The sequence below is a fragment of the Microbacterium deferens genome (genome assembly GCF_045517775.1).
In the GTDB taxonomy this organism is placed as follows: Bacteria; Actinomycetota; Actinomycetes; order Actinomycetales; family Microbacteriaceae; genus Microbacterium.
The window spans coordinates 1,241,367-1,263,424 of record NZ_JBEUWT010000001.1 but is presented as its reverse complement, the minus strand read 5'-3'; the positions used below and the strand labels follow the sequence as shown (position 1 = coordinate 1,263,424).

Annotated in this window: 12 protein-coding genes; 11 read left to right on the top strand and 1 reads right to left on the bottom strand. The window is 70.7% G+C overall.

All coding sequences use genetic code 11. The features are described 5' to 3' along the window. Window positions 1-65 precede the first annotated feature (65 nt). From ABTU82_RS06025 to ABTU82_RS06000, 6 genes are all read left to right on the top strand, one after another. Window positions 66-821 (top strand): 5-oxoprolinase subunit PxpA, encoded by a 756-nt coding sequence (locus tag ABTU82_RS06025; protein ID WP_407172339.1) that lies wholly within the window; start codon window positions 66-68, stop codon window positions 819-821. Between the two features lie 10 nt (window positions 822-831). Beyond that, entirely contained in the window at window positions 832-1,476 is a 645-nt protein-coding gene (locus ABTU82_RS06020) for a 5-oxoprolinase subunit B family protein (RefSeq protein ID WP_407172337.1), read from the top strand. Continuing rightward, a complete protein-coding gene (locus ABTU82_RS06015; protein WP_407172336.1) occupies window positions 1,473-2,342 on the top strand; it encodes a 5-oxoprolinase subunit C family protein in 870 nt (289 codons plus the stop codon). The genes ABTU82_RS06020 and ABTU82_RS06015 overlap by 4 nt, the downstream gene beginning before the upstream one ends. A gap of 1,021 nt (window positions 2,343-3,363) precedes the next feature. Beyond that, complete coding sequence (gene rpoB, locus ABTU82_RS06010) at window positions 3,364-6,864, top strand: DNA-directed RNA polymerase subunit beta (RefSeq protein WP_407173297.1); 3,501 nt, start codon at window positions 3,364-3,366, stop codon at window positions 6,862-6,864. Window positions 6,865-6,971: 107 nt separating this feature from the next. After that, window positions 6,972-10,862: a DNA-directed RNA polymerase subunit beta' gene (gene rpoC / locus ABTU82_RS06005; protein ID WP_407172334.1), complete on the top strand. Its 3,891-nt coding sequence runs from the start codon at window positions 6,972-6,974 to the stop codon at window positions 10,860-10,862. 179 nt (window positions 10,863-11,041) lie between these two features. Then, window positions 11,042-11,782 (top strand): hypothetical protein, encoded by a 741-nt coding sequence (locus ABTU82_RS06000; RefSeq protein WP_407172332.1) that lies wholly within the window; start codon window positions 11,042-11,044, stop codon window positions 11,780-11,782. A gap of 82 nt (window positions 11,783-11,864) precedes the next feature. On the opposite strand, the gene ABTU82_RS05995 is transcribed toward ABTU82_RS06000, so the two are convergent. Further along, a complete protein-coding gene (locus ABTU82_RS05995; protein ID WP_407172331.1) occupies window positions 11,865-12,461 on the bottom strand; it encodes a hypothetical protein in 597 nt (198 codons plus the stop codon). 127 nt (window positions 12,462-12,588) lie between these two features. On the opposite strand from ABTU82_RS05995, the gene ABTU82_RS05990 reads away from it, so the two are divergent. The 5 genes from ABTU82_RS05990 to ABTU82_RS05970 all read left to right on the top strand — a co-directional run bounded on the left by ABTU82_RS05990 (window position 12,589) and on the right by ABTU82_RS05970 (window position 22,058). Then, window positions 12,589-13,641: an ABC transporter gene (locus tag ABTU82_RS05990; RefSeq protein WP_407172329.1), complete on the top strand. Its 1,053-nt coding sequence runs from the start codon at window positions 12,589-12,591 to the stop codon at window positions 13,639-13,641. Window positions 13,642-13,653: 12 nt separating this feature from the next. Continuing rightward, a complete protein-coding gene (locus tag ABTU82_RS05985; protein ID WP_407172328.1) occupies window positions 13,654-14,139 on the top strand; it encodes a hypothetical protein in 486 nt (161 codons plus the stop codon). A gap of 62 nt (window positions 14,140-14,201) precedes the next feature. Next, window positions 14,202-14,876, top strand: coding sequence for a spermidine/putrescine ABC transporter substrate-binding protein (locus ABTU82_RS05980; protein WP_116648379.1), 675 nt, complete (start codon window positions 14,202-14,204; stop codon window positions 14,874-14,876). Window positions 14,877-15,005: 129 nt separating this feature from the next. Then, window positions 15,006-16,139, top strand: a complete 1,134-nt coding sequence (locus tag ABTU82_RS05975; RefSeq protein WP_116648271.1) for a serine/threonine-protein kinase — start codon at window positions 15,006-15,008, stop codon at window positions 16,137-16,139. Beyond that, the gene (locus ABTU82_RS05970) at window positions 16,140-22,058 is read left to right on the top strand and encodes an Ig-like domain-containing protein (protein ID WP_407172327.1); all 5,919 of its coding nucleotides are present in this window, start codon (window positions 16,140-16,142) and stop codon (window positions 22,056-22,058) included.

Genomic DNA, 22,058 nt, shown 5'->3' with positions numbered 1-22,058 from the left:
CTCCGCGCGTTCCTCCGACGCCGTGCGGCGGTCGGGAGCGAGCGGACCGCCGCTACCGTGGGGTGATGGGCACGATCGACCTGAACGCCGACCTCGGCGAGACGATCCGCGGGGTCGCCACGGCCGATGACGAGGCCATGTTCGCGCTCATCTCGAGCGCGAACATCGCCTGCGGAGGGCACGCGGGCGACGCGGCGTCGATGCGGGCGTCGGTGACGCGCGCGGAACGATTCGGCGTCGCCGTCGGCGCCCACCCGTCGTACGTCGACCCCGAGAACTTCGGCCGCGTGCGCCGCGACCCCGGGGCTGTCGCCCTGCGCGCGCAGATCGCGGCGCAGCTCGACGCGCTCCGCGCCGCGGGCGCCGAGATCCGATACGTCAAGCCCCACGGAGCGCTCTACCACGCGGTCGTGGACGACGCGGGGCAGGCCGACGCGCTCGTGGATGCCGTCGCCGACCTCGCGTCCGACCTCGGTCGTCCCGTTGCGCTCCTGGGCGTGGGCGGCGAGGTCGAGCGGGCAGCGGTCGCTGCGGGTCTACCGTTTCGTCGGGAGGCCTTCCTCGACCGCGGCTACCTCTCGACCGGCGCTCTCGTTCCGCGCGGGGAGCCGGGCGACCTCCTCGACGACCCCGAGGCCGTCGCCGCCCGCGCGCGGCGCCTCGTCGCCGACGGCGAGCTCGACGCGGTCGACGGCACTCGGCTGCGACCGAACGCCGACTCGCTCTGCGTGCACGGCGACACCCCGGCCTCCGTCGCGATGGCGCGGGCGGTGCGCCGCGGTCTCGCGGCCGACGGCGTGAGCGTGAGGGCGCCGTGGTGAGGTGTCGGCGATGAGCGGCGGCGACGCCGCATCCGTCGTCGTCCGTCCGATGGGCGACCGGGCGCTCCTGGCCGAGGCCGGCTCGCTCGACGCGGTGCTCGCCCTCCATGCGACGCTGGATGCGACCAGGCCCGCCGGCGTCATCGACCTCGTGCCCGCCGCGCGCACGATCCTGATCGCCGTCGACCCTGCCGTGCTGGCAGTGTCGCGAGCGCGCGCATGGATCGTCGACGCGGCCGAGGCCGCGGGGACGGATGCTGCCGGGCCCGGCCCGCTCGTCGAGATCGCGGTGCGGTACGACGGGCCCGACCTCGCCGGCACCGCCGAACTGCTCGGACTGACGCCGCGCGCTCTCGTCGAGCGCCATCTGGCGACCGAGTGGTCGGTCGCTTTCACCGGTTTCGCGCCGGGGTTCGCCTATCTCGTCGGCGCGGGGTGGCCCTTCGAGGTGCCGCGGTTGGCCGCGCCCCGCACGCGCGTGCCGGCCGGGGCCGTCGGACTGGCCGGATCGTTCTGCGGCGCCTACCCCCGCGAGACCCCCGGGGGGTGGCACCTGATCGGCACGACACGGGCGACCCTGTTCGACCCCGACGCCGACGATCCGGTGCTCCTCGCACCCCGCAGCCGTGTGCGCTTCACCGAGGTGACGGGGTGAGACTGCGCGTGCTCGCGCCGGGCCTGTTCTCGACCGTCCAGGACCTCGGCCGGGCGGGGAGGGCGGCGCTCGGCATCGCGCGCTCGGGTGCCCTCGATCGCGGCGCGCTCCGGCTGGCGAACCGTCTCGTGGGCAACCGCGAGGGCGCCGCGGCGATCGAGGTGGCCGTCGGCGGGTTCCGCGCCGTCGCCGAGTGCGACCTGTGGGTGGCCGTCGCCGGGGCGGGCGGTGACCTGCGCCTGGGCGGCCGCGGGGTCGACTCGCACGCGGCGGTGCGTTGGCCCGCGGGGGAGGAGCTGTCGCTCGCGCCCTTCGTCGCCGGTGTCAGGGCCTACGTGGCGGTGCGCGGCGGGATCGACGCGCCCGTCGTCGCGGGCTCGCGGTCGACCGACACGCTGGGCGGGCTCGGCGGGGCGCCGCTGCGCGTCGGCGACGGGCTCGCCGTCGGGCGGGAGGTTCTCGGCGAGGTGCCGACGATCGACGCCGTCCCCTGGCGCACGCACCCCGAGTCGCCGATCGAGGTGCGTCTGGCTCCCGGTCCGCGGACCGATTGGTTCGCCGCATCCGCCCTCTCCCTCCTCTTCGACGGTGCGTGGACGGTCGGCAGTGCCGCCGACCGGGTGGGGCTGCGCCTCGACGGGCCATCGCTCGAGCGCGTGCACGACGGGGAGCTGCCGAGCGAGGGCATGGTGCCGGGTGCCCTGCAGGTGCCGCCGAGCGGGCGTCCGACGATCCTTCTGGCCGATGGTCCCGTGACCGGCGGGTATCCCGTGATCGCGGTGGTGGCGGATGCGTCGCTGGACGCCCTCGGTCAGGCCAGGCCCGGCGACCGCGTGCGCTTCTCCCACGCGCGCCTGATCGAGTAGGCGACGGCGGCGGCGACGCCCGCCCCCCGCGCGCGCAGCCCCCATCTGCCTCAGTGTCCGCGGCTCGGGCGGGGCTCCGGCAGGCCGGTACCCCGCCGCTCCCGCAGCTCCGGCGTTCCCGGGGTCCCGGGCATCCGCAGTTCCGGCGTTCCCGGGTCCCGGGCATCCGCAGCTCCGCGTTCCCGGGGGTCCCGGGCATCCGCAGTTCCGGCGTTCCCGGGGTCCCGGGCATCCGCAGTCTCCGCGTCCGACGGCGCCGGCGTCCTCCGGCAGTGACCGCAGTCCCGGCAGCTCCTGACTCCCCGGGTTCCGCCCTCCCTTGCGCCCTAACTAAGGATGGGCCCGGTGCATCGCGCGCGACACGCCGTTCAGAGGGCTATGGGCTCGCTCGTATCCTGAGTTCGTGCTGGGCGGGGGATTCGTCCCGGCCTCGCTGCCGAGGCGGCCAGGGGGACGGGCGATGGCCGAGGCCGAAGAGGGCGGTCCGTCCGAGGCCGAAGAGGGCGCGCTGGCCGAGGCCGAAGAGGGCGGTCCGGCCGCGGCGAAGGGGGCACCGGTCCGGCCGAGGCGAAGGGGCAGCGGGCCCGCCGAAGTCCGAGAGGCGGCGCGCGGGGCGGCGCGACACGAACTCAGGCTGAGGCCACAGAGCGAGCCGAAACGACGCGGGGAAGAGGGCGGCGCGCCGCCCTCATCCTGAGTTCGGGCTCGAAGGTAGGGGAGGGCTGGGGGAGGGATGGGGCGGGCTGGGGGAGGGCTGCGGGCGGGAATGCCGAACGTCGGCGCGCGGTTATACCGCAGCGGATCACACGCGTCAAGATTCCGGCTGGACACGGCGCGGGATTCGACATATAGTTGGTCTTTGCGCTCCTCGTATCTCCCTGCCCTCATATGGTGGTCGGCTGTCTCTGCGCGTCCCCGCGATTCCGCGGTGTGCGACGCACAGGGTTTCGGGGCCGAGGAGCACTCCACCTGACGACGAGGAATCATGAGCCCCCTGCCCGGGCTCTGCGGAGGATATCTTTTGGCTGCTGCGCGCAACGCATCCAACACCACCACCAACCAGAAGAACGGTCGCGGCACTTCCCGCCTCTCGTTCGCCAAGATCTCCGACACCCTGCAGGTCCCCGACCTCCTGGCGTTGCAGACCGAGTCCTTCGACTGGCTCGTCGGTAACGAGAAGTGGAAGGCGCGGGTCGCCGAGGCCCAGGCCGTCGGACGCGCGGATGTCTCCGAGATCAGCGGTCTGGAGGAGATCTTCGAGGAGATCTCGCCGATCGAGGACCTCAGCGAGACGATGCAGCTCTCGTTCACGAACCCCTACCTCGAGCCCGAGAAGTACTCCATCGAGGAGTGCAAGGAGCGCGGCAAGACGTACGCCGCCCCGCTCTACGTCGAGGCCGAGTTCATGAACCACCAGACCGGTGAGATCAAGACCCAGACGGTCTTCATGGGCGACTTCCCGCTCCAGACCGGCAAGGGCACGTTCATCATCAACGGCACCGAGCGTGTCGTCGTGTCGCAGCTCGTCCGTTCGCCGGGCGTCTACTTCGACAAGACCCCCGACAAGACGTCCGACAAGGACATCGTCTCCTCGCGCATCATCCCCAGCCGCGGTGCATGGCTCGAGTTCGAGATCGACAAGCGCGACCAGGTCGGCGTCCGCATCGACCGCAAGCGCAAGCAGTCGGTCACCGTGTTCCTCAAGGCCCTCGGCCTCACGAGCGAAGAGATCCTCGCCGAGTTCGCCGGCTTCGACTCCATCGAAGAGACGCTGTCGAAGGACACCATCCTCACGAAGGAAGACGCGCTCCGCGACATCTACCGCAAGCTCCGTCCGGGCGAGCAGGTCGCCGCCGAGGCCGCGCGTGCGCTGCTCGACAACTTCTACTTCAACCCGAAGCGCTACGACCTCGCCAAGGTGGGTCGCTACAAGATCAACCAGAAGCTCGGCCTCGCGGGCCCGCTCAGCGACTCGGTGCTGACCGTCGAAGACATCGTCGCGACGATCAAGTACCTGGTGCGCCTGCACCGCGGCGACACGACGTTCGACGGCCTGCGCGCGGGCAAGCCCGCCGAGATCCGTCTCGACACCGACGACATCGACAACTTCGGCAACCGTCGCATCCGCGCCGTCGGCGAGCTCATCCAGAACCAGGTCCGCACCGGTCTGTCGCGCATGGAGCGCGTCGTCCGCGAGCGCATGACCACGCAGGACATCGAGGCGATCACGCCGCAGACCCTGATCAACGTGCGCCCCGTCGTCGCCGCGATCAAGGAGTTCTTCGGAACGTCGCAGCTGTCGCAGTTCATGGACCAGAACAACCCGCTCGCGGGTCTGACCCACAAGCGTCGCCTCTCCGCGCTCGGCCCCGGCGGTCTGTCGCGTGAGCGCGCCGGCGTCGAGGTCCGTGACGTCCACCCGTCGCACTACGGCCGCATGTGCCCCATCGAGACCCCTGAAGGCCCGAACATCGGTCTGATCGGTTCGCTCGCCTCGTTCGCCCGCATCAACTCGTTCGGGTTCATCGAGACGCCGTACCGCAAGGTCACTGCGGGCAAGGTCTCGGAGCAGATCGACTACCTCACGGCCAGCGAAGAGAGCGACTACATCGTCGCCCAGGCCGGCGCCGAGCTGAAGGCCGACGGATCGTTCGTCCAGGACCGCGTGCTCGCACGTCGCGGCCAGGGTGGCGAGGTCGACCTCTTCCCGATCGACGAGATCGGCTACATGGACGTCTCGCCGCGCCAGATGGTCTCGGTCGCGACATCGCTCATCCCCTTCCTCGAGCACGACGATGCCAACCGCGCCCTCATGGGTGCGAACATGCAGCGTCAGGCCGTGCCGCTGGTTCGCAGCGACTCGCCGTTCGTCGGAACCGGTATGGAGGGCTACGCCGCGATCGACGCCGGTGACGTCGTCACCGCGCAGAAGGCCGGCGTCGTGCAGGAGGTCTCGGCCGACGTCGTGACCATCCAGCTCGACGAGGGCGGCACGCAGGACTACTTCCTGCGCAAGTTCGACCGCTCCAACCAGGGCACGTCGTACAACCAGCGCGTCATCGTCTCGGCGGGCGACCGCATCGAGGTCGGCGAGGTCATCGCCGACGGTCCGGCCACCGAGAACGGTGAGCTCGCCCTCGGAAAGAACCTCCTCGTGGCGTTCATGACGTGGGAAGGCCACAACTTCGAAGACGCGATCATCCTCAGCCAGGAGCTGGTGAAGGACGACACGCTCTCCTCGATCCACATCGAGGAGTACGAGGTCGACGCGCGCGACACGAAGCTCGGCAAGGAGGAGATCACCCGTGATCTCCCCAACGTCAGCCCCGACCTGCTCAAGGACCTCGACGAGCGCGGCATCGTCCGCATCGGCGCCGAGGTTCGCCCCGGCGACATCCTCGTCGGCAAGGTCACGCCCAAGGGCGAGACCGAGCTGTCGGCCGAGGAGCGCCTGCTCCGCGCGATCTTCAACGAGAAGAGCCGCGAGGTGCGCGACACGTCGCTGAAGGTCCCTCACGGTGAGCAGGGCACGATCATCGCGGTCAAGGAGTTCAACGCCGAGGACGGCGACGACGAGCTCGGCTCGGGCGTCAACCGCCGCGTCGTGGTCTACATCGCCCAGAAGCGCAAGATCACCGAGGGCGACAAGCTCGCCGGTCGTCACGGCAACAAGGGCGTCATCGCGAAGATCCTCCCCGTCGAGGACATGCCGTTCCTCGCCGACGGAACGCCGGTCGACGTGATCCTGAACCCGCTCGGCATCCCCGGCCGCATGAACTTCGGCCAGGTGCTGGAGCTTCACCTCGGCTGGATCGCCAAGCAGGGCTGGAAGGTGGAGGGCACCCCCGAGTGGGCGGCCAACCTCCCGAAGGAAGCCTTCGAGGCCGCTCCGAACACGAAGGTCGCCACCCCGGTGTTCGACGGCGCGTTCGAGCAGGAGATCGCGGGTCTGCTCGACTCGACGACCCCCACGCGCGACGGCGACCGTCTGATCGACTCCTCGGGCAAGACGAAGCTGTTCGACGGCCGCTCCGGCGAGCCGTTCCCGGCTCCCGTCTCGGTCGGCTACATGTACATCCTGAAGCTGCACCACCTCGTCGACGACAAGATCCACGCCCGTTCGACCGGTCCGTACTCGATGATCACCCAGCAGCCGCTCGGTGGTAAGGCGCAGTTCGGCGGACAGCGCTTCGGTGAGATGGAGGTGTGGGCCCTCGAGGCCTACGGCGCGGCATACGCGCTCCAGGAGCTCCTCACGATCAAGTCCGACGACATCCTCGGCCGCGTCAAGGTGTACGAGGCGATCGTCAAGGGCGAGAACATCCAGGAGCCCGGCATCCCCGAGTCCTTCAAGGTGCTCATGAAAGAGATGCAGTCGCTCTGCCTGAACGTCGAGGTGCTCTCGGCCGACGGCACGGCGGTCAACCTCCGCGACACCGACGACGACGCCTTCCGCGCCGCCGAAGAACTCGGCATCAACATCTCGAGCCGTTTCGAGTCCTCATCCATCGACGAGATCTGATCCGGAACCGGATGCTGCGGCCCTCCGCCTGAGGGCGACCGGCCGCAGCATCCGACCCCGGACGTCGACCCAAAATTTCAGCGACTGAATTTCTACCAGGAGAATTCGTGCTCGAGTCAACAACTTTCGATCAGCTTCGCATCGGCCTCGCGACCGCCGACGACATCCGTCGTTGGTCCTTCGGCGAGGTCAAGAAGCCCGAGACCATTAACTACCGCACCCTGAAGCCCGAGAAGGACGGTCTGTTCGGCGAGCAGATCTTCGGTCCCTCCCGTGACTGGGAGTGCGCGTGCGGCAAGTACAAGCGCGTCCGCTTCAAGGGCATCGTCTGCGAGCGCTGCGGCGTCGAGGTCACCAAGTCCTCCGTCCGTCGCGAGCGCATGGGCCACATCGAGCTCGCCGCTCCCGTGACCCACATCTGGTACTTCAAGGGCGTCCCCTCGCGCTTGGGCTACCTGCTCGACATGGCGCCCAAGGACCTCGAGAAGGTCATCTACTTCGCCGCCTACATGGTCATCTCGGTCGACGCCGACGCGCGTCACCGCGACCTGGCCACGCAGGAGAACAACATCCGTCTCGAGCTGAAGACGCTCGGCGACCGCCGCGACTCCAAGATCGCTGCCCGCCTCGCCAAGCTCGAGGAGGAGCTCGCCGCTCTCGAGGCGGAGGGTGCCAAGGCCGACGCCAAGAAGAAGGTCAAGGACGCCGCCGAGAAGGAGATGTCGCAGGTCCGCAAGGGCGCTGACGAGCAGATCGCCAAGCTCGAGCGCGTGTGGGAGGACTTCCGCACGCTCGAGGTCGGTGCCCTCAAGCCCGAGGACGACGTCTTCCACGAGCTGCAGGACCGCTTCGGACAGTACTTCGAGGCCCACATGGGCGCCGAGTCGATCCAGCGTCGTCTGGCCGCGTTCGACCTGCAGGAAGAGGCCGACAGCCTCCACCTGCAGATCTCCGAGGGCAAGGGCCAGCGCAAGATCCGCGCGATCAAGCGCCTCAAGGTCGTCAACTCGTTCCTCCAGACCGGCATGAGCCCGGCCTCGATGGTGCTCGACGTCGTCCCGGTGATCCCGCCGGAGCTGCGCCCGATGGTGCAGCTCGACGGTGGCCGCTTCGCGACCTCCGACCTCAACGACCTCTACCGTCGTGTGATCAACCGCAACAACCGTCTGCGGCGCCTGCTCGACCTCGGTGCTCCCGAGATCATCGTGAACAACGAGAAGCGGATGCTGCAGGAGGCCGTCGACGCGCTGTTCGACAACGGCCGTCGTGGCCGCCCCGTCACCGGTACCGGCAACCGTGCGCTGAAGTCCCTGAGCGACATGCTCAAGGGAAAGCAGGGTCGTTTCCGTCAGAACCTGCTCGGAAAGCGCGTCGATTACTCGGGTCGTTCGGTCATCATCGTCGGTCCGCAGCTCAAGCTCCACCAGTGCGGTCTGCCCAAGCAGATGGCGCTCGAGCTGTTCAAGCCGTTCGTGATCAAGCGCCTGATCGACCTCGGTCACTCGCAGAACATCAAGGCCGCCAAGCGCGCCGTCGAGCGCACGCGTCCCGAGGTGTGGGACGTGCTCGAGGAGATCATCCGCGAGCGTCCCGTGCTGCTCAACCGTGCGCCGACGCTTCACCGTCTCGGCATCCAGGCGTTCGAGCCGCAGCTCGTCGAGGGTAAGGCCATCCAGCTCCACCCGCTCGTCTGCGCGGCGTTCAACGCCGACTTCGACGGTGACCAGATGGCCGTCCACCTGCCGCTGTCGGTCGAGGCCCAGGCCGAGGCCCGCATCCTCATGCTCGCCTCGAACAACATCCTGAAGCCGTCCGACGGCCGCCCGGTCACCCTGCCCTCGCAGGACATGATCATCGGCCTCCACCACCTGACCACGGTCAAGAAGGGTGCGATCGGCGAGGGTCGCGCGTTCGGTTCGGTGGGCGAGGCGATCCTGGCCAAGGACGAGGGAACCCTCGACCTGCAGGCCAAGGTCCGCATCCGCATCCCCGGTCTGTCGTTCCTCGAGTCGGAGGGTGAGACCCCCGAGACGATCGAGGCGTACGAGCGCAACGGTCTCGTCGAGGCGTCGCTCGGACAGGCGATCTTCAACGACACGCTCCCCAAGGGCTACCCGTTCGTCCGCGAGCAGGCCGACAAGGGCAAGCTGTCGCAGATCGTGAACATGCTGGCCGAGGAGTACCCGAAGACCGAGGTCGCCGCCTCGCTCGACCGGATCAAGGACGCCGGCTTCTACTGGGCCACCCGTTCGGGTGTCACGGTGGCGCTCAGCGACATCCTGACCCCGCCGAACAAGGCCGAGATCGTCGGCGGCTACGAGAAGCAGGCCGCGAAGGTCCAGTCGCAGTACGAGAAGGGTCTCACCACCGACGCCGAGCGTCGTCAGGAGCTCATCAAGATCTGGACCGAGGCGACCGACGAGGTGCAGAAGGCGATGCGCGCCAACTTCCCCGAGGACAACACCATCAACCGCATGGTGTCGTCGGGTGCTCGTGGTAACTGGCTGCAGATCCGGAACATCGCCGGTATGCGAGGGCTCGTCAACAACCCCAAGGGTGAGATCATCCCGCGTCCGATCATCTCCTCGTACCGCGAGGGTCTGTCGGTGGCGGAGTACTTCATCGCGACGCACGGTGCCCGTAAGGGTCTGGCCGACACGGCCCTCCGTACGGCCGACTCGGGCTACCTGACGCGTCGTCTGGTCGACGTCTCGCAGGACGTCATCATCCGCGAAGAGGACTGCGGCACGTCGAAGGGCCTCGAGCTCCCCATCGCCCTGGTGGGCGCTGACGGAACGCTCACCCGCGACCCGAACGTCGAGAACTCGGTGTTCGCCCGTACCCTCGCCTCCGAGGTCGTCGACGCCCAGGGCACCGTCCTGGCCGACGCCGGCGACGACGTGGGCGACGTGCTCATCAACAAGCTGGTCGAGGCCGGTGTCGAGACCATCAAGGTGCGCTCGGTGCTGACCTGTGACTCCGCTGTCGGCGTCTGCGCGAACTGCTACGGCCGTTCGCTGGCCACCGGCAAGATCGTCGACATCGGCGAAGCGGTCGGCATCATCGCGGCCCAGTCGATCGGTGAGCCCGGAACCCAGCTGACGATGCGTACCTTCCACACCGGTGGTTCGGCGTCGGCGGAGGACATCACCCAGGGTCTTCCCCGTGTGCAGGAGCTCTTCGAGGCCCGTACCCCCAAGGGTGCGTCGCCGATCGCCGAGGCCGATGGCCGCATCACGATCGACGAGACCGAGAAGGCCAAGAAGGTCATCCTCACGCCCGACAACGGCGACGAGGCGGTCGTGTACCCCGTCCTGAAGCGCGCGACGCTCCTGGTCGAGGACGGCCAGCACGTCACCGTCGGTCAGCCGATCCTCGTGGGAACGCTCGACCCCAAGGAGGTCATGCGTGTCATGGGTGCCCGCGAGGTGCAGCGTTACCTCGTGAACGGCGTCCAGGGCGTGTACCGCTCGCAGGGTGTGCCGATCCACGACAAGCACATCGAGGTCATCGTCCGTCAGATGCTGCGGAAGGTCACCGTGGTCGACCACGGCGACACCACGCTGCTCCCGGGCGAGCTGGTCGACTTCAAGAAGTACCAGAACATCAACCGCGAGACCGTGGGCGAGGGCAAGCGCCCCGCGTCGGGTCGACCGGAGCTGATGGGTATCACGAAGGCGTCGCTCGCGACGGAGTCGTGGCTGTCGGCCGCATCGTTCCAGGAGACGACCCGCGTTCTCACGCAGGCCGCCATGGAGGGCAAGAGCGACCCGCTCGTCGGCCTCAAGGAGAACGTCATCATCGGAAAGCTCATCCCCGCCGGAACCGGACTTGCGAAGTACCGCAACGTCGCGGTCGAGGCGACGGAGGAAGCGAAGAGCGAGCGGTACCCCAACCGCATCTTCGCCTCGGACGGCGCGTACAGCGACGCCGACCTGAGCTACGTCGATTTCGACAGCTTCTCGACCGACGACTTCACGCCCGGTACCTACAACTGAGTGAAGAACGGATGCTGACAGCATCCGTGTGACGAAGGCCTCCGCCCCTCACGGGTCGGGGGCCTTCGTGCTGCGTGGCCCCGACGCTGCGCTGCTCCTCGACGGGTTCGGGGCGCGTTCTTCGCTCCGGGGCGGAGTATTGCGCGCCCCAAGAGTCGGAATGCGCCCCAAGGGTCGGAATGCGCCCCACACCGCGAGGGATGGATGCCGGCCGCACGCTCGACCGCCGGCGGAAGGTCCCGCAGCGCGCACGTCGGGCGTGCCGCAGCCGGGGGTTCGACGCCCCGGTGCGTACCGTGGTGGGAGGGGAGGTCGAAGACATGGCCAAGGTGGGTGGACGCAGCGCCTGGATCGCGTGGCCGGCGTTGCTGTTCTGCGCCGCTGTCGTGCTCGTTCTGCTCTGGCTCGCCGCCCCGGGAGTGCCGGGCGCGATCTCGTTCGTCGGCGACACGCTGCGCAGTGCCACGACGGCCTCCGTCGCCAGCGCGCCGGACGAGGCCGAGGAGCCCGCGACCGATTGCCGCACGCTCTACCCCGACCGGCTGTGGGCCGAGCTGACCTGGACGCCCGAGGTGCTCCTCTCGCAGAACGTGTCGGCGCCGGCGACCACGACCACCCTCGCCCAGGCGCTCGCGCCGACGGTGCGGTTCACGTGCACGTGGACGACCGAAGACGGCCGGAGCGCGTCGACGACCCTCTCCGATGTCGCCACCGGGGCGGGGGCGATCGCATCGGCCGCCCTCGCGAGCGAGGGATTCTCGTGCGGGGACGAGGGCGGGCGCCTGCACTGCGAGCGCACGACGGGCGATGTCGTCGAGCTGCACGACCTGAGGGGCACGGCGTGGCTCTCGACGGTGCTGACGAACTGGCAGCCCGAGGAGTACGGCGCCCAGACGGTGGCTCGCGCGTTCCCGCGCTGACCGCGTCAGACACGCCTTCCGGCCGAGGGTCCCCGCCTGGCGGTGTGTCTCAGCCGAGCGCGGTGTCCCGAACGGCGGGCGGTCAGCCGAAGACGCGCTCGATGATGCTGCTGGTGTAGCCGCTGGGTGCCAGGTTCGAGTACGACGTGTCGATCAACAGCCCCTCGCGGTAGAAGAGCGTGCGGCCGTCGGTCGTGCCGTACGTCGGGTTCTGGAACGTCTTCTCGCACCGCGTGCCCTTGTCGGGGGTGAAGCAGGTGAACCCGTCGGAGGCGACGAGGCCGTTCAGCAGGTCGAGCGCCGGCCCCGACGACATCCTCGTGATCGTGGTGACCAGGCTCGTGGTGTCGGCGGCCGGGTCGCGCCAGATGCACGTGAGGGTGTCGCCCCGCGCGCCGGAGGGTCCGAACGACGGGTCGTTGAGCGAAACGCCCGCGAGCTCGGCCAGGACCGAGGCGGACAGGATGCTGCGGCAGTCGGTCGGCAGCGCGGATGACCCCGGCGAACCCGACGGCGACGGCGAGAGGGCGGGGCTGGCCGATGCGCCCGGCGTCTGGCTCGTGGTGGGCGCGGTCGACGGGGTCGCCTGCCCGTCGCCCTCGGGGGCGCATCCCGCGAGCACCACGATTCCCGCCACCGCGACGGCGAGGGCGAGGGTGCGGACGCGGAGACGGGTCATGGGCACACCCTACCGGCGCCGATCGCGACCCCGACATCGACACACGACGGCACGCCTCACCGCCTGGCGAGCACCACGGGGTTAACCTCGTAACGCGGGATCGTGCCCCCGCGGGAGGAATGCGGCGATGAGTGATTCCAGGTCGTCCTACGGCGAACCGGTCGATGAGCCGAAGGATGTCGTCGACCACGACGTCGTCAGCCGCGCCCACGAGGGGCTTGCAGAGGCCGAGGCCGCGCGCCGCGAGGCGGAGGCGGCCGACGCCCCCGGCCCCGAGCGCGCCCCGGTCGACAGCGCCGCCGACGAGCGCGTCGAACCCGTGGCGCAGGATCGCGCGGAGCCCGTCTCCCACGAGCGCGTGGAGCCCGACGGCGTCCCCTGGTACGAGCGCGACGACGTTCCCCTCGACGACGAGCCCGCGGTGACCGCGAGCGAACCCGCCGCCGAGCGCGACACGTCGTACGCGCCCGCCGCGCGGACCGGCGGCACCGCGCAGGCGTCGGAGCCGGCCTCCGTCGCGCCCGAGCAGACCTACGCCGCGCCCGAGCCCGCCTCCGCGCCTGAGCCGTCCTACGCGGCCGGGGCCGCGGCGGCGACGGCGCCCGCCGCCCAGCCGATCTTCGTACAGGCACCCGAAGCTCCGCGCGCGCGGGGCAACCGCGGCGCCGCCGGCGCCATCGGGCTGCTCGCGGCGCTCGTCTTCGCCGTGCTCTTCCTGGCCGCCTGGCTCGGTCTCGAGCTGCTGTACGACGGCGGGATCACGCTCGCCGAGGTGCCGCAGGCCGCCCTTGCGGCGCTCACGACGTGGACGCTGTGGGTGCCGGTCGTCGCCTTCTACATCGGCTTCTGGCTGCTCGGCGCCTTCATCAACCGTGGGCGCTGGGGGCACTGGGTCGTCTGGGGCATCCTGGTCGGTCTGTTCGCCTACGCCGGCAACCTGCTCGGCGAGCTCTTCCAGGCACCGTTCTGGATGCTGACGGCGCGAGAGGGCGCGACCCTGGTCGAGGAGCAGCTGCTGGCGCCTCTGTCGATCGTCGCCTTCGTGCTCGGACGCGAGCTCACCATCTGGTTCGGCGCATGGGTCGCCGCCCGCGGACGCCGCGCCACCGAGCTCAACGACGAGGCGCAGCGCGAGTACGAGCGCACTCTCGAAGCGGGTCCGCAGCTGCGCCAGGGCTGATCGGATGCGGCGATGACGGGCGCGTCGGAAACAGAGGGCGGCCCCGTCCGCCGCTCGATCGCGGTCGCCTTCGCGAGCGTCGGGTTCGCCGCCCTCGCGATCTGCGGGCTCGGCGTGACGAGCCTCGTGCTCGATGCGGACGTGATCACGACCCCCGGGGGCGGACAGATCCCCGGCATCGTCGGGATGATCGTCGCGCTCGCCGTCTTCGCCGGGTCTCTCGCCGCCGCGCTGCGGGCGCCGCATCCGTCTTTCTGGAGTGCGCCGGTCGTCGCTCTCGCGGTCTTCCTGCTCTACGGCGGGGGAGTCGCGATGGGCGCGGCGATCGCGGGTGTCGACCCGGCGGCGGCGGTGGCGGCCGCGGGCCGCACGCTCGTCAGCTGGTTCGGTGTGATCGTCGTGGCCGCCGCCGTCGTCGCGGCGTGGGCCGGTATCGCACTCGTCCGCACCCGCGCCCGACGCCCCCGGTGGGGCTGGGAGGGCGACGAAGACGAGTGACGCGCCGCGCCGCCGATGGCCGGTGCCTGGGAAGTCCGGGCGTGTCGGACTACCGTGGGACCGTGGAGCGGTCGCTCGAAACCCAGGTCAGCCAGGCCGTCGATACCTGGCTGCGGTGGTTGCCGCGCTGGGAACCCGCCACCCACCGCGGGCGCGTGGCCCCGTGCCGGCGCTGCTTCGGCTCACCGGTGCTGTCGGCCGCGGGTCTCGGATCCGACGTGCCCCACGGTGTGCAGCACGGCCTGTCGACCCGGGTGAAGACGATCGTCGACCACGCCGTCGCCGAGTACACGGCCCGAAACCTCCCGATGCTCCAGGCCGAGCTCGACCAGCAGGCCGAGCGCAACCGCGTCCGCAGCTATCGTCCGGCCGAGGGGCTCGACCCGGAGTTCGAGGGACTCCCGCTCGACCCCGACCCCGACCCTGCGTCGCCCTTCCTCTTCACCCTCTCCGGGCTGGCGGCCGAGGAAGAAGCGGCGATCCCGGCGCTTCCTCCGCTCAGCGACGAGGCAAAGGCGGCGCTGCGGCAGGAGGTCGGGCTCGCCGACGACTACGCGAACATGATCGGCCGGGAGGTGTGCGCGATCCTGCTGCACCACCGGTTGCGCATCCAGGCGGCCGTCGCACAGTACGTCGAGCCCCAGATCGCCGCGATGCTGGAAGAGCTCACCCGCACGCTCGACGCGCCGTTCGAGGCGCCGGCGGATCCGGGCGAGCCGGGCCTGCCGAACCTCTGACCGGATCGGCCGCTCCACGGGCGGGCGGTGGGCGTTCGCGGCGTCGATCTTGTTAGCATTGCCGGGCTCGTACCAGGAGCTGCCCGCGCCGATGTCGGCGCGCTGGGACTGCAAGAATCGGGAGGCCGGGTGCCGACACGCCTGCCTGCCGCGCCCCCGATCCTCCCCGGGCTCGGCTACATCAGACCGCTCGGTTCGGGCGGCTTCGCCGATGTGTTCCTCTACGAGCAGGACATGCCGCGCCGGAACGTCGCGGTGAAGGTGCTGCCGAGCGACGTGCGCGACCCCGACCTGCTGCGCATGTTCAACGCCGAGGCCGACGTGCTCGCGCACCTCTCGGCGCACCCGTCTATCGTCACCGTCTATCAGGCGGGGATCTCGGCCGACGGGCGGCCGTACATCGTGATGGAGTTCTGCCCCGGGTCGCTGTCGCAGCGCTACCGCGTCGAGCGCATGCCCGTTCCCGAGGTGCTCACCATCGGGGTGAAGATGGCGAGCGCACTGGAGTCCGCTCACCGTGCCGGGCTCGTGCACCGCGATGTGAAGCCGAGCAACATCCTCATCACCACGTTCGGTGCCCCGGTTCTCGCCGACTTCGGCATCTCGTCGTCGCTCGCGCGCGAGTCGGCCGACGAGATGCTCGCGATGTCGATCCCGTGGAGCGCCCCCGAGGTCGTCGCCGAGCAGACGGCGGGGTCGATCGCGAGCGAGGTGTGGAGCCTGGGCGCCACGGTCTATTCGCTCCTCGCCGGGCACAGCCCGTTCGAACGGCGCGAGCGCGGGCAGAATACGCGCGATCAGCTGCGTCGGCGGATCGCCCGCGCGTCGTACGTCGAGATCGCCCGCGCCGACGTGCCCGCCTCGGTGCAGAAGGTGCTCGCCCGCGCCATGCATCGCGATCCGCAGCAGCGGTTCGCCAGCGCTCGAGAGGTCGGCGACGCCCTGCGCGAGGCGCAGTCCGAGCTCGGACTCCCCGTCACGCCGCTCGAGGTCGCGGCGGACGAGTGGGCGCCGACGTCGCGCCCGATCGACTTCGCCGACGGCTCCCTGCGGGGTCCGGTGCGCTCGCGCGTGGAGCACACCAGCTCACGCAAGGTGCGCACCGCGTCGGGGATGGCGGGCCTGGCGCGCGACGAGGACACCGACATCTCCGCGTCGCCCGGTCGTCGGCGCAGGGTTTCGCCGTGGATGCTGGCCGGGGGCGGTGTGCTCGCGGCCGGCATCGTCGTCGTGACCACCCTCTTCGTCACGGGGGTGCTCTAGATGCGCCGCCGCACCGCGGCCGGGATCACGGCATCCGCTGTCGCGGCCGCTCTGATCCTCGGCGTCAGCGTGGTGTGGCCCGGTCTCGACGCCCAGCAGACTCCCGAGGTCGACACCTCGGTCTGGGCGCTTCAGACGGGGGAGAACTTCCGCTACGCGCGGGTGAACACGACGATCCGCGAGCTCGACACGGTGCGCAGCGTCACGAACCCCAGCGCCGTCGTGCAGGGCGCCGACGGCGCGTACCTCTATTCCGACAGCTACAGCAAACTCACTCGCATCGACGAGTCGCTTCCCGTCGACCTCGACGACGAGGTGCTCCGCACGTCGCCGTCCACGCCCGCGGGCACCACCCGCGTGGCCACGGCCGGCGATTTCACGGCCTACCTCACCGACACCGGGGCGGTCTTCGCCGGCCGCCTGTCGTCGGGCGACGCCGTCCAGGTCGATCCGTTCGCGTCCGACGACGACGCCCCGCAGTACGCGGCGGACGCCGTCGCGGTCGACCGCACCGGTCGTCTCTTCGCCTACTCCTCGGCCGACGCATCCGTCGTGCGCTACGACATCGCGACGTCGGAGGTGCGCGGTCGCGATCCGCTCGACGCGGATATCGCCTCGCCGTCGCTGACGGCCGCCGGCGACGCGTGGGCGCTCGTCGACGGCGAGTCGGGAGACGTGCGGGTGCGCGATGTCGAGGCGCCGGTCGTCACCGATCTCACCGGCACGATCGCGGTGGGCGAGCCCGACCCCGCCGGTTCGTCGGTCTACCTCGCCGACGAGTCGACCCTGGTGGGCGTGCCCGTCGACGGGTCGGGCGTCGCCACGCAACGCGACGCGGGCGCGTCGGTGCTCGGCACGCCCGCCCCGCCGATCGTGCACGACGGCGTCGTCTACGCCGCCTGGCTCGGCCCGGGCGGCGGTGGCGGAACGCTCTGGCGCAGCGACGTCGGGGAGACGACGCTCGACTACGGCGGCGAGACCGCCCCCGATCAGCGCCGACCGGTCTTCGTGGCGACCGATGACGCGGTCATCCTCAACGAGACGCGCACGGGCTGGGTGTGGACGGTACCCGACGGAGAACTCGTACCGTCGAGCCAGGATTGGTCGCTCGATGACCGCACCGATCCCGACGCCGTGCCCAGCGAGGAGCAGCTGAGCGTCGTGATCGACCCCAAGCCGCCCATCGCCGAGCCCGACGCCTTCGGCGTCCGGGCCGGGAGCCTGGCGACGCTGCCGGTGCTGATGAACGACCACGACCCGAACGAGGACGTGCTGAGCATCGACCCCGCGTCGGTCACGGGGCTCGACCCCCGATTCGGCGCCGTGTCGATCACCGATGACGGCCAGCGCCTCGCGGTGCGGGTCGAGCCGGGGGCGGTCGGCTCGACGAGCTTCCAGTACGCCGTGACCGACGGCACCGCGCAGGGCGGCCTGACCTCCGCCGCGACGACGGTCACCCTGACAGTGTCGACGGCGGATGCCGCGCCCGAATGGTGCGGCGTCGACCGCTGTCTCGTGCGGTGGCCCGAGCCGGAGGTGGCGCGGGGAGGCACCGTCACCGTGCCCGTCCTGCCCGGGTGGGTCGACCCCGACGGCGACCCGCTGCTGCTGCTCTCGGTCGAGAACCCGTCGGGCATCGGCACCGTCGCCGCGTCGCCGTCGGGCGACGTGGTCTACCAGCACAGCGATGACGGCTCGGGCGGCGAACAGCTCATCGAGCTGCCCGTGACGGTGGCCGACACGACGGGGCTGGTATCGCAGCGCTCACTGCTCGTGCGGGTCTCGCCGAGCCCCGCGCTCGCGGTGCAGTCGTTCGCCGCCGTCGATTCCATCGAGTCGGGCATCACGGTCGACGTGGCCCCGCACGTGACGGGCACCTCGGGCTCGCTCTCGGTGTCGTCGGTGCGAGTGCTCGATGACGCGGCTGCCTCGGCGACCGTAGTGGGAGGGTCGACGACCTTCGACTTCTCAGCGCGAGACGCCGGCACGTTCCGGGTCGGATTCACCGTCACCGACGGCGTCAGCGAAGCCACGGGCACCGCGCGCATCACACTCGTCGCCGCCGACGCGCCCGCCGAGCTCGCCACCTCCCCGGTCGTGGCGTTCGTGCGCCCGCAGGAGGATGCGACCCTCGACGTCTTCGCCGCGGTCTCGAACCCCACCCGGCGGGTGCTCCTGCTCAGCGACGTCGTCGCGAACGCCGACGAGGGCGCCACGCTGTCGGTCGACGCCGTGGGGCAGAACGATCTGCGCGTCTCGGGCAGCACGGCGAGCGGCTCCGCCGGGCGGCTCGGCACGGTCTCGTACACGGTCAGCGACGGCACCGAAGACCAAGGGTCCCGCGTCGCGGGCGAGGCCACCGTGTACCTGCTGCCGCCGACGCCCGAGATCGCGCCGATCGCGGTCGACGACAGCGTGGTCGTGCGGGCCGGTTCGCAGATCGACATCCCCGTGCTCGACAACGACATCTCGCCCGCGGGCGGGCGTCCGACCCTGAACCCGGCATCGGTGGTCTCCCGCACCCCCGACGCCCTGGCGTTCGCGTCGGGCGGCGTGCTGCGCTATCTCGCGCCCACCGAGCCCGGCGAGTACGGCATCGACTACGCGGTGTACACGACCGGACTCCCCTCGCTCTCCGACACCGCGACGGTGCGGGTGCGGGTGCTCCCCGGCGACGCGAATCGCGCACCGCGGCCCGACCGCATCGAGGGGCGGGTGCTGAGCGGACAGACCACGTCGATCGACTTCGACGGCTTCGGCATGGATCCCGACGGTGACGTGGTGACCCTCGACCGCATCGTCACGCAGCCCGAGAGCGGTTCGGCGACGATCTCGGCCGACGGTTCGTCGATCGTCTACACGAGTGTGCCCGGGTATCGCGGGCAGGTCTCGTTCCGGTACCGGGCGGTGGATGCTGCGGGCGCGGGCGGCGAGGGCACGGTGCGCGTCGGCGTGCTCGACGCCGACGCCAACCCGAGCCCGGTGACCTTCACCGATTACGTGCAGGTGCAGGCGGGGCCCGGCAACACGATCCGCGTGAGCGCGCTGGCCAACGACATCGACCCCACGCAGGGGACGCTCGCCATCACCGACGTCCGGCCGGATCTGCCCGAGACCCTCGCCGACGGCGAGGTGAACGAGGAGTACACCCGCCTCGCCGCGCAGATCCGCGACGTCGGCGACAGCGACGTGCTTCTGGCGGCGGGGGAGAACCCCGGGACGATGTCGTTCCTCTACGACGTCGAGTCCAGCTCGGGCAACACCGGCCGCGGCCTCATCGTCGTGAAGGTCGTGCGCGAGAGCGTGCCCGACTATCCGATCGTCTCCGACACGGTGCTCACGACCGAGAACCGCGACGAGTTCGCCGACGGCGTCGACGTGCTGACGGCGAAGGCCTCCTGGTCGGGGGGCGACGTGGGCAGCCTCACCGTGGGCCTGTGGGCCGACCCCGGCGACATCCGGGTCGACGGATGGCGTCTGAGCGGCGAACTTCCCCAGACCACCCGGGTCATCCCGTTCGCCGTGACGGGCGAGGCCGCCGGCGCCGAGGTGCGCACCTACGCGTTCCTGCGCGTACCGGGCGACGACGACCTGGCGCTGGCCCTGCGCGCCGGCACCACCGCGCAGCAGGTGAACGAACTCGAGTCGGTCTCGTTCGACATGGCTCAGCTGGTCGCCCTCCCGCGCGGCGCGTCGCTCGAGATCGGTGGCGACGTCCGGTCTGCGGGGGCACGGCCGGCGGCGATCTGCACCGCGGAGGGCGGCACGACGGTGCGCTACGGCTCGGGTCAGGGCGCGCCGTGGACCGACGCGTGCCAGGTTCCCGTGCGGATCGCCGGCACGGAGGACTGGACCTACCTCTCGGTGCCCATCCTGGTGAACGCACTCGACCCGCAGCCCGAGCTGCGCCCCGCATCCCTCACCGTCGGACCCGGCGAGACGGCGACGTTCGACCTGCGAACCATGACGACGTGGCAGCTCCGTGACGACTGGAACGCCCTGCAGTACGGCATCGAGTACAGCGGGTCGGCGTTCGACGTGTCTCTGGCGGGGTCGACCGTCACGGTGACCGGCGATGATCGAGCGCTTCCGGGCTCGGAGAACGCTGTCCTGGTCGGGATCACCAGCCACACCGCGGCCCCCGCCCGCCTCATCCTGCGCGTGGGTGCGGCACCGTCGACGCTGCCGCAGGGCGGGTCGACCGCGCAGCAGTGCTCGCAGGCCGCCGGGTCGTCGTGCACCGTGACGGTCATCGGTTCGTCGGGGGAGGTCAACCCGCTCCCGCGCACGCCCCTGGAGGTCGTCGACGTCCGCCCGACCGGCGCGTGCGTCGGGGTGAGCTTCCGTGTCGCCTCGGCGAACACGGTGACCGCGTCGTGGACGGCGGATGCCCCGGGAGCGACCTGCAGCGCCTCGTTCTCGGTGCGCGATGCCCAGGGACGTGTGACGGCCGGCCCCCGGGACGGACGCCTGCTGCTCGATCTGCAGGGCTTCCCGAAGGCTCCGGGGAGCGTTCGCCAGACGGCGTACGCCGACGGCTCGGTGACCCTCCGCGTGGATGCGGGGGAGTCGCGCCAGGCTTATCCGTCGCTCTCCGGTTTCGTGATCCGTCAGGCCGGGCAGGAGGTCGCGCGCTGCGGCGTCGACGGCGTCTGCCCCGCGATCGCCGCCCCCAACGGCGAGCAGCGCTCGTACGAGGCGTGGGCGGTGAACAGCACCGGTGAGTCGCGGTCGAGCGTGCGCACGACCGCGTGGGCGTACGACGCCCCCGATGCCCCCACCGGCGTCACCGCCGCGCCCCTGCCGAACGGCGAGGAGGGCAAGCTCGCCACCCTGTCGATCTCCGGCATCGACACGCCCTCCACGGGCCGGCTCGTCGTCTCGAGCCCGGCCGGTGAGACGCGCGAGGTACGCGTCGGGCAGAACCAGAACTCGCTCGAGGTGGGGTCGTTCAACGTCGGGTCCAACGCCTCCACTCCTGTCACCGTCACGCCGGTCTCCCGGTTCGATCTGCCACCCGGGCTCGGCGGTCAGCCGTCGGGTCAGGCGGCGACGGTGCAGGCCAACGGCATCGGGGCACCGACCGGCCTCGTTCTCAACCTCACCGCGGAGTCCAGCGGCGCGGGGGAGGCGACGGTCGTCGCAACGGCCAGCGCACAAAGCAACGGCGTGGGGTCGGAGGTGTCGTACGCGATCGCCGAGGGCCGCACCTGCACGTCGCGCGACACCGGCCAAAGCCGCACCTTCACGGGCCTGGACGAAGGCGAGGAGTACTCCTTCGTCGTCTGCGCCGTATCGACCTACGGCGGTCGCGAGTTCGGCACCTCCACCGTGCGCGACAACCGCATCCGCGTGCAGTCGACGAAGACCCCGTCGGGGTGGACGTTCGAGGTCAACCGCACCCCGGTCGTCGGCGAGAGCCGGGCGGAATGGCGCATCACGGCCGAGCCGGAGTCACGCGAGAACCCGCCACGCAACTACCGCGCGCAGTTCAACCGGTGGAATGGCGGCACCACGGTCTTCGACCAGGATCCGGGGATCACGGTGCAGTACGTCCGAGACGGATGGTCGCCGTCCCCCGCGGCTCCCGTCACCGCTCGCGAGGGCAGCGCGCCCTATCAGGTGTCCGCGCAGTGGTCTGTGACGTCCTGCCTGGGCGGTCAACCGCTCGTCGCCGGGGGCACCGTCTCGATCGCGGGAGGCACGGTCTCCGCCGACGTCTCTTCCGCCGTCATCACCTACTACGACGCGAACGGCCGCCTCGTGCCCACGGTGACTCCCGGCACCGTGCCCGCCGACGCCGCATCCGTTCGCGGCATCCCGGTGACAGCGAGCGTTGGGCAGTGGAACCTGCGCGACGCCTCGGGCACCATCTCGGGTCGATGCACACCGTCGGCGCCCGAGCAGTCCGCCCCCTGA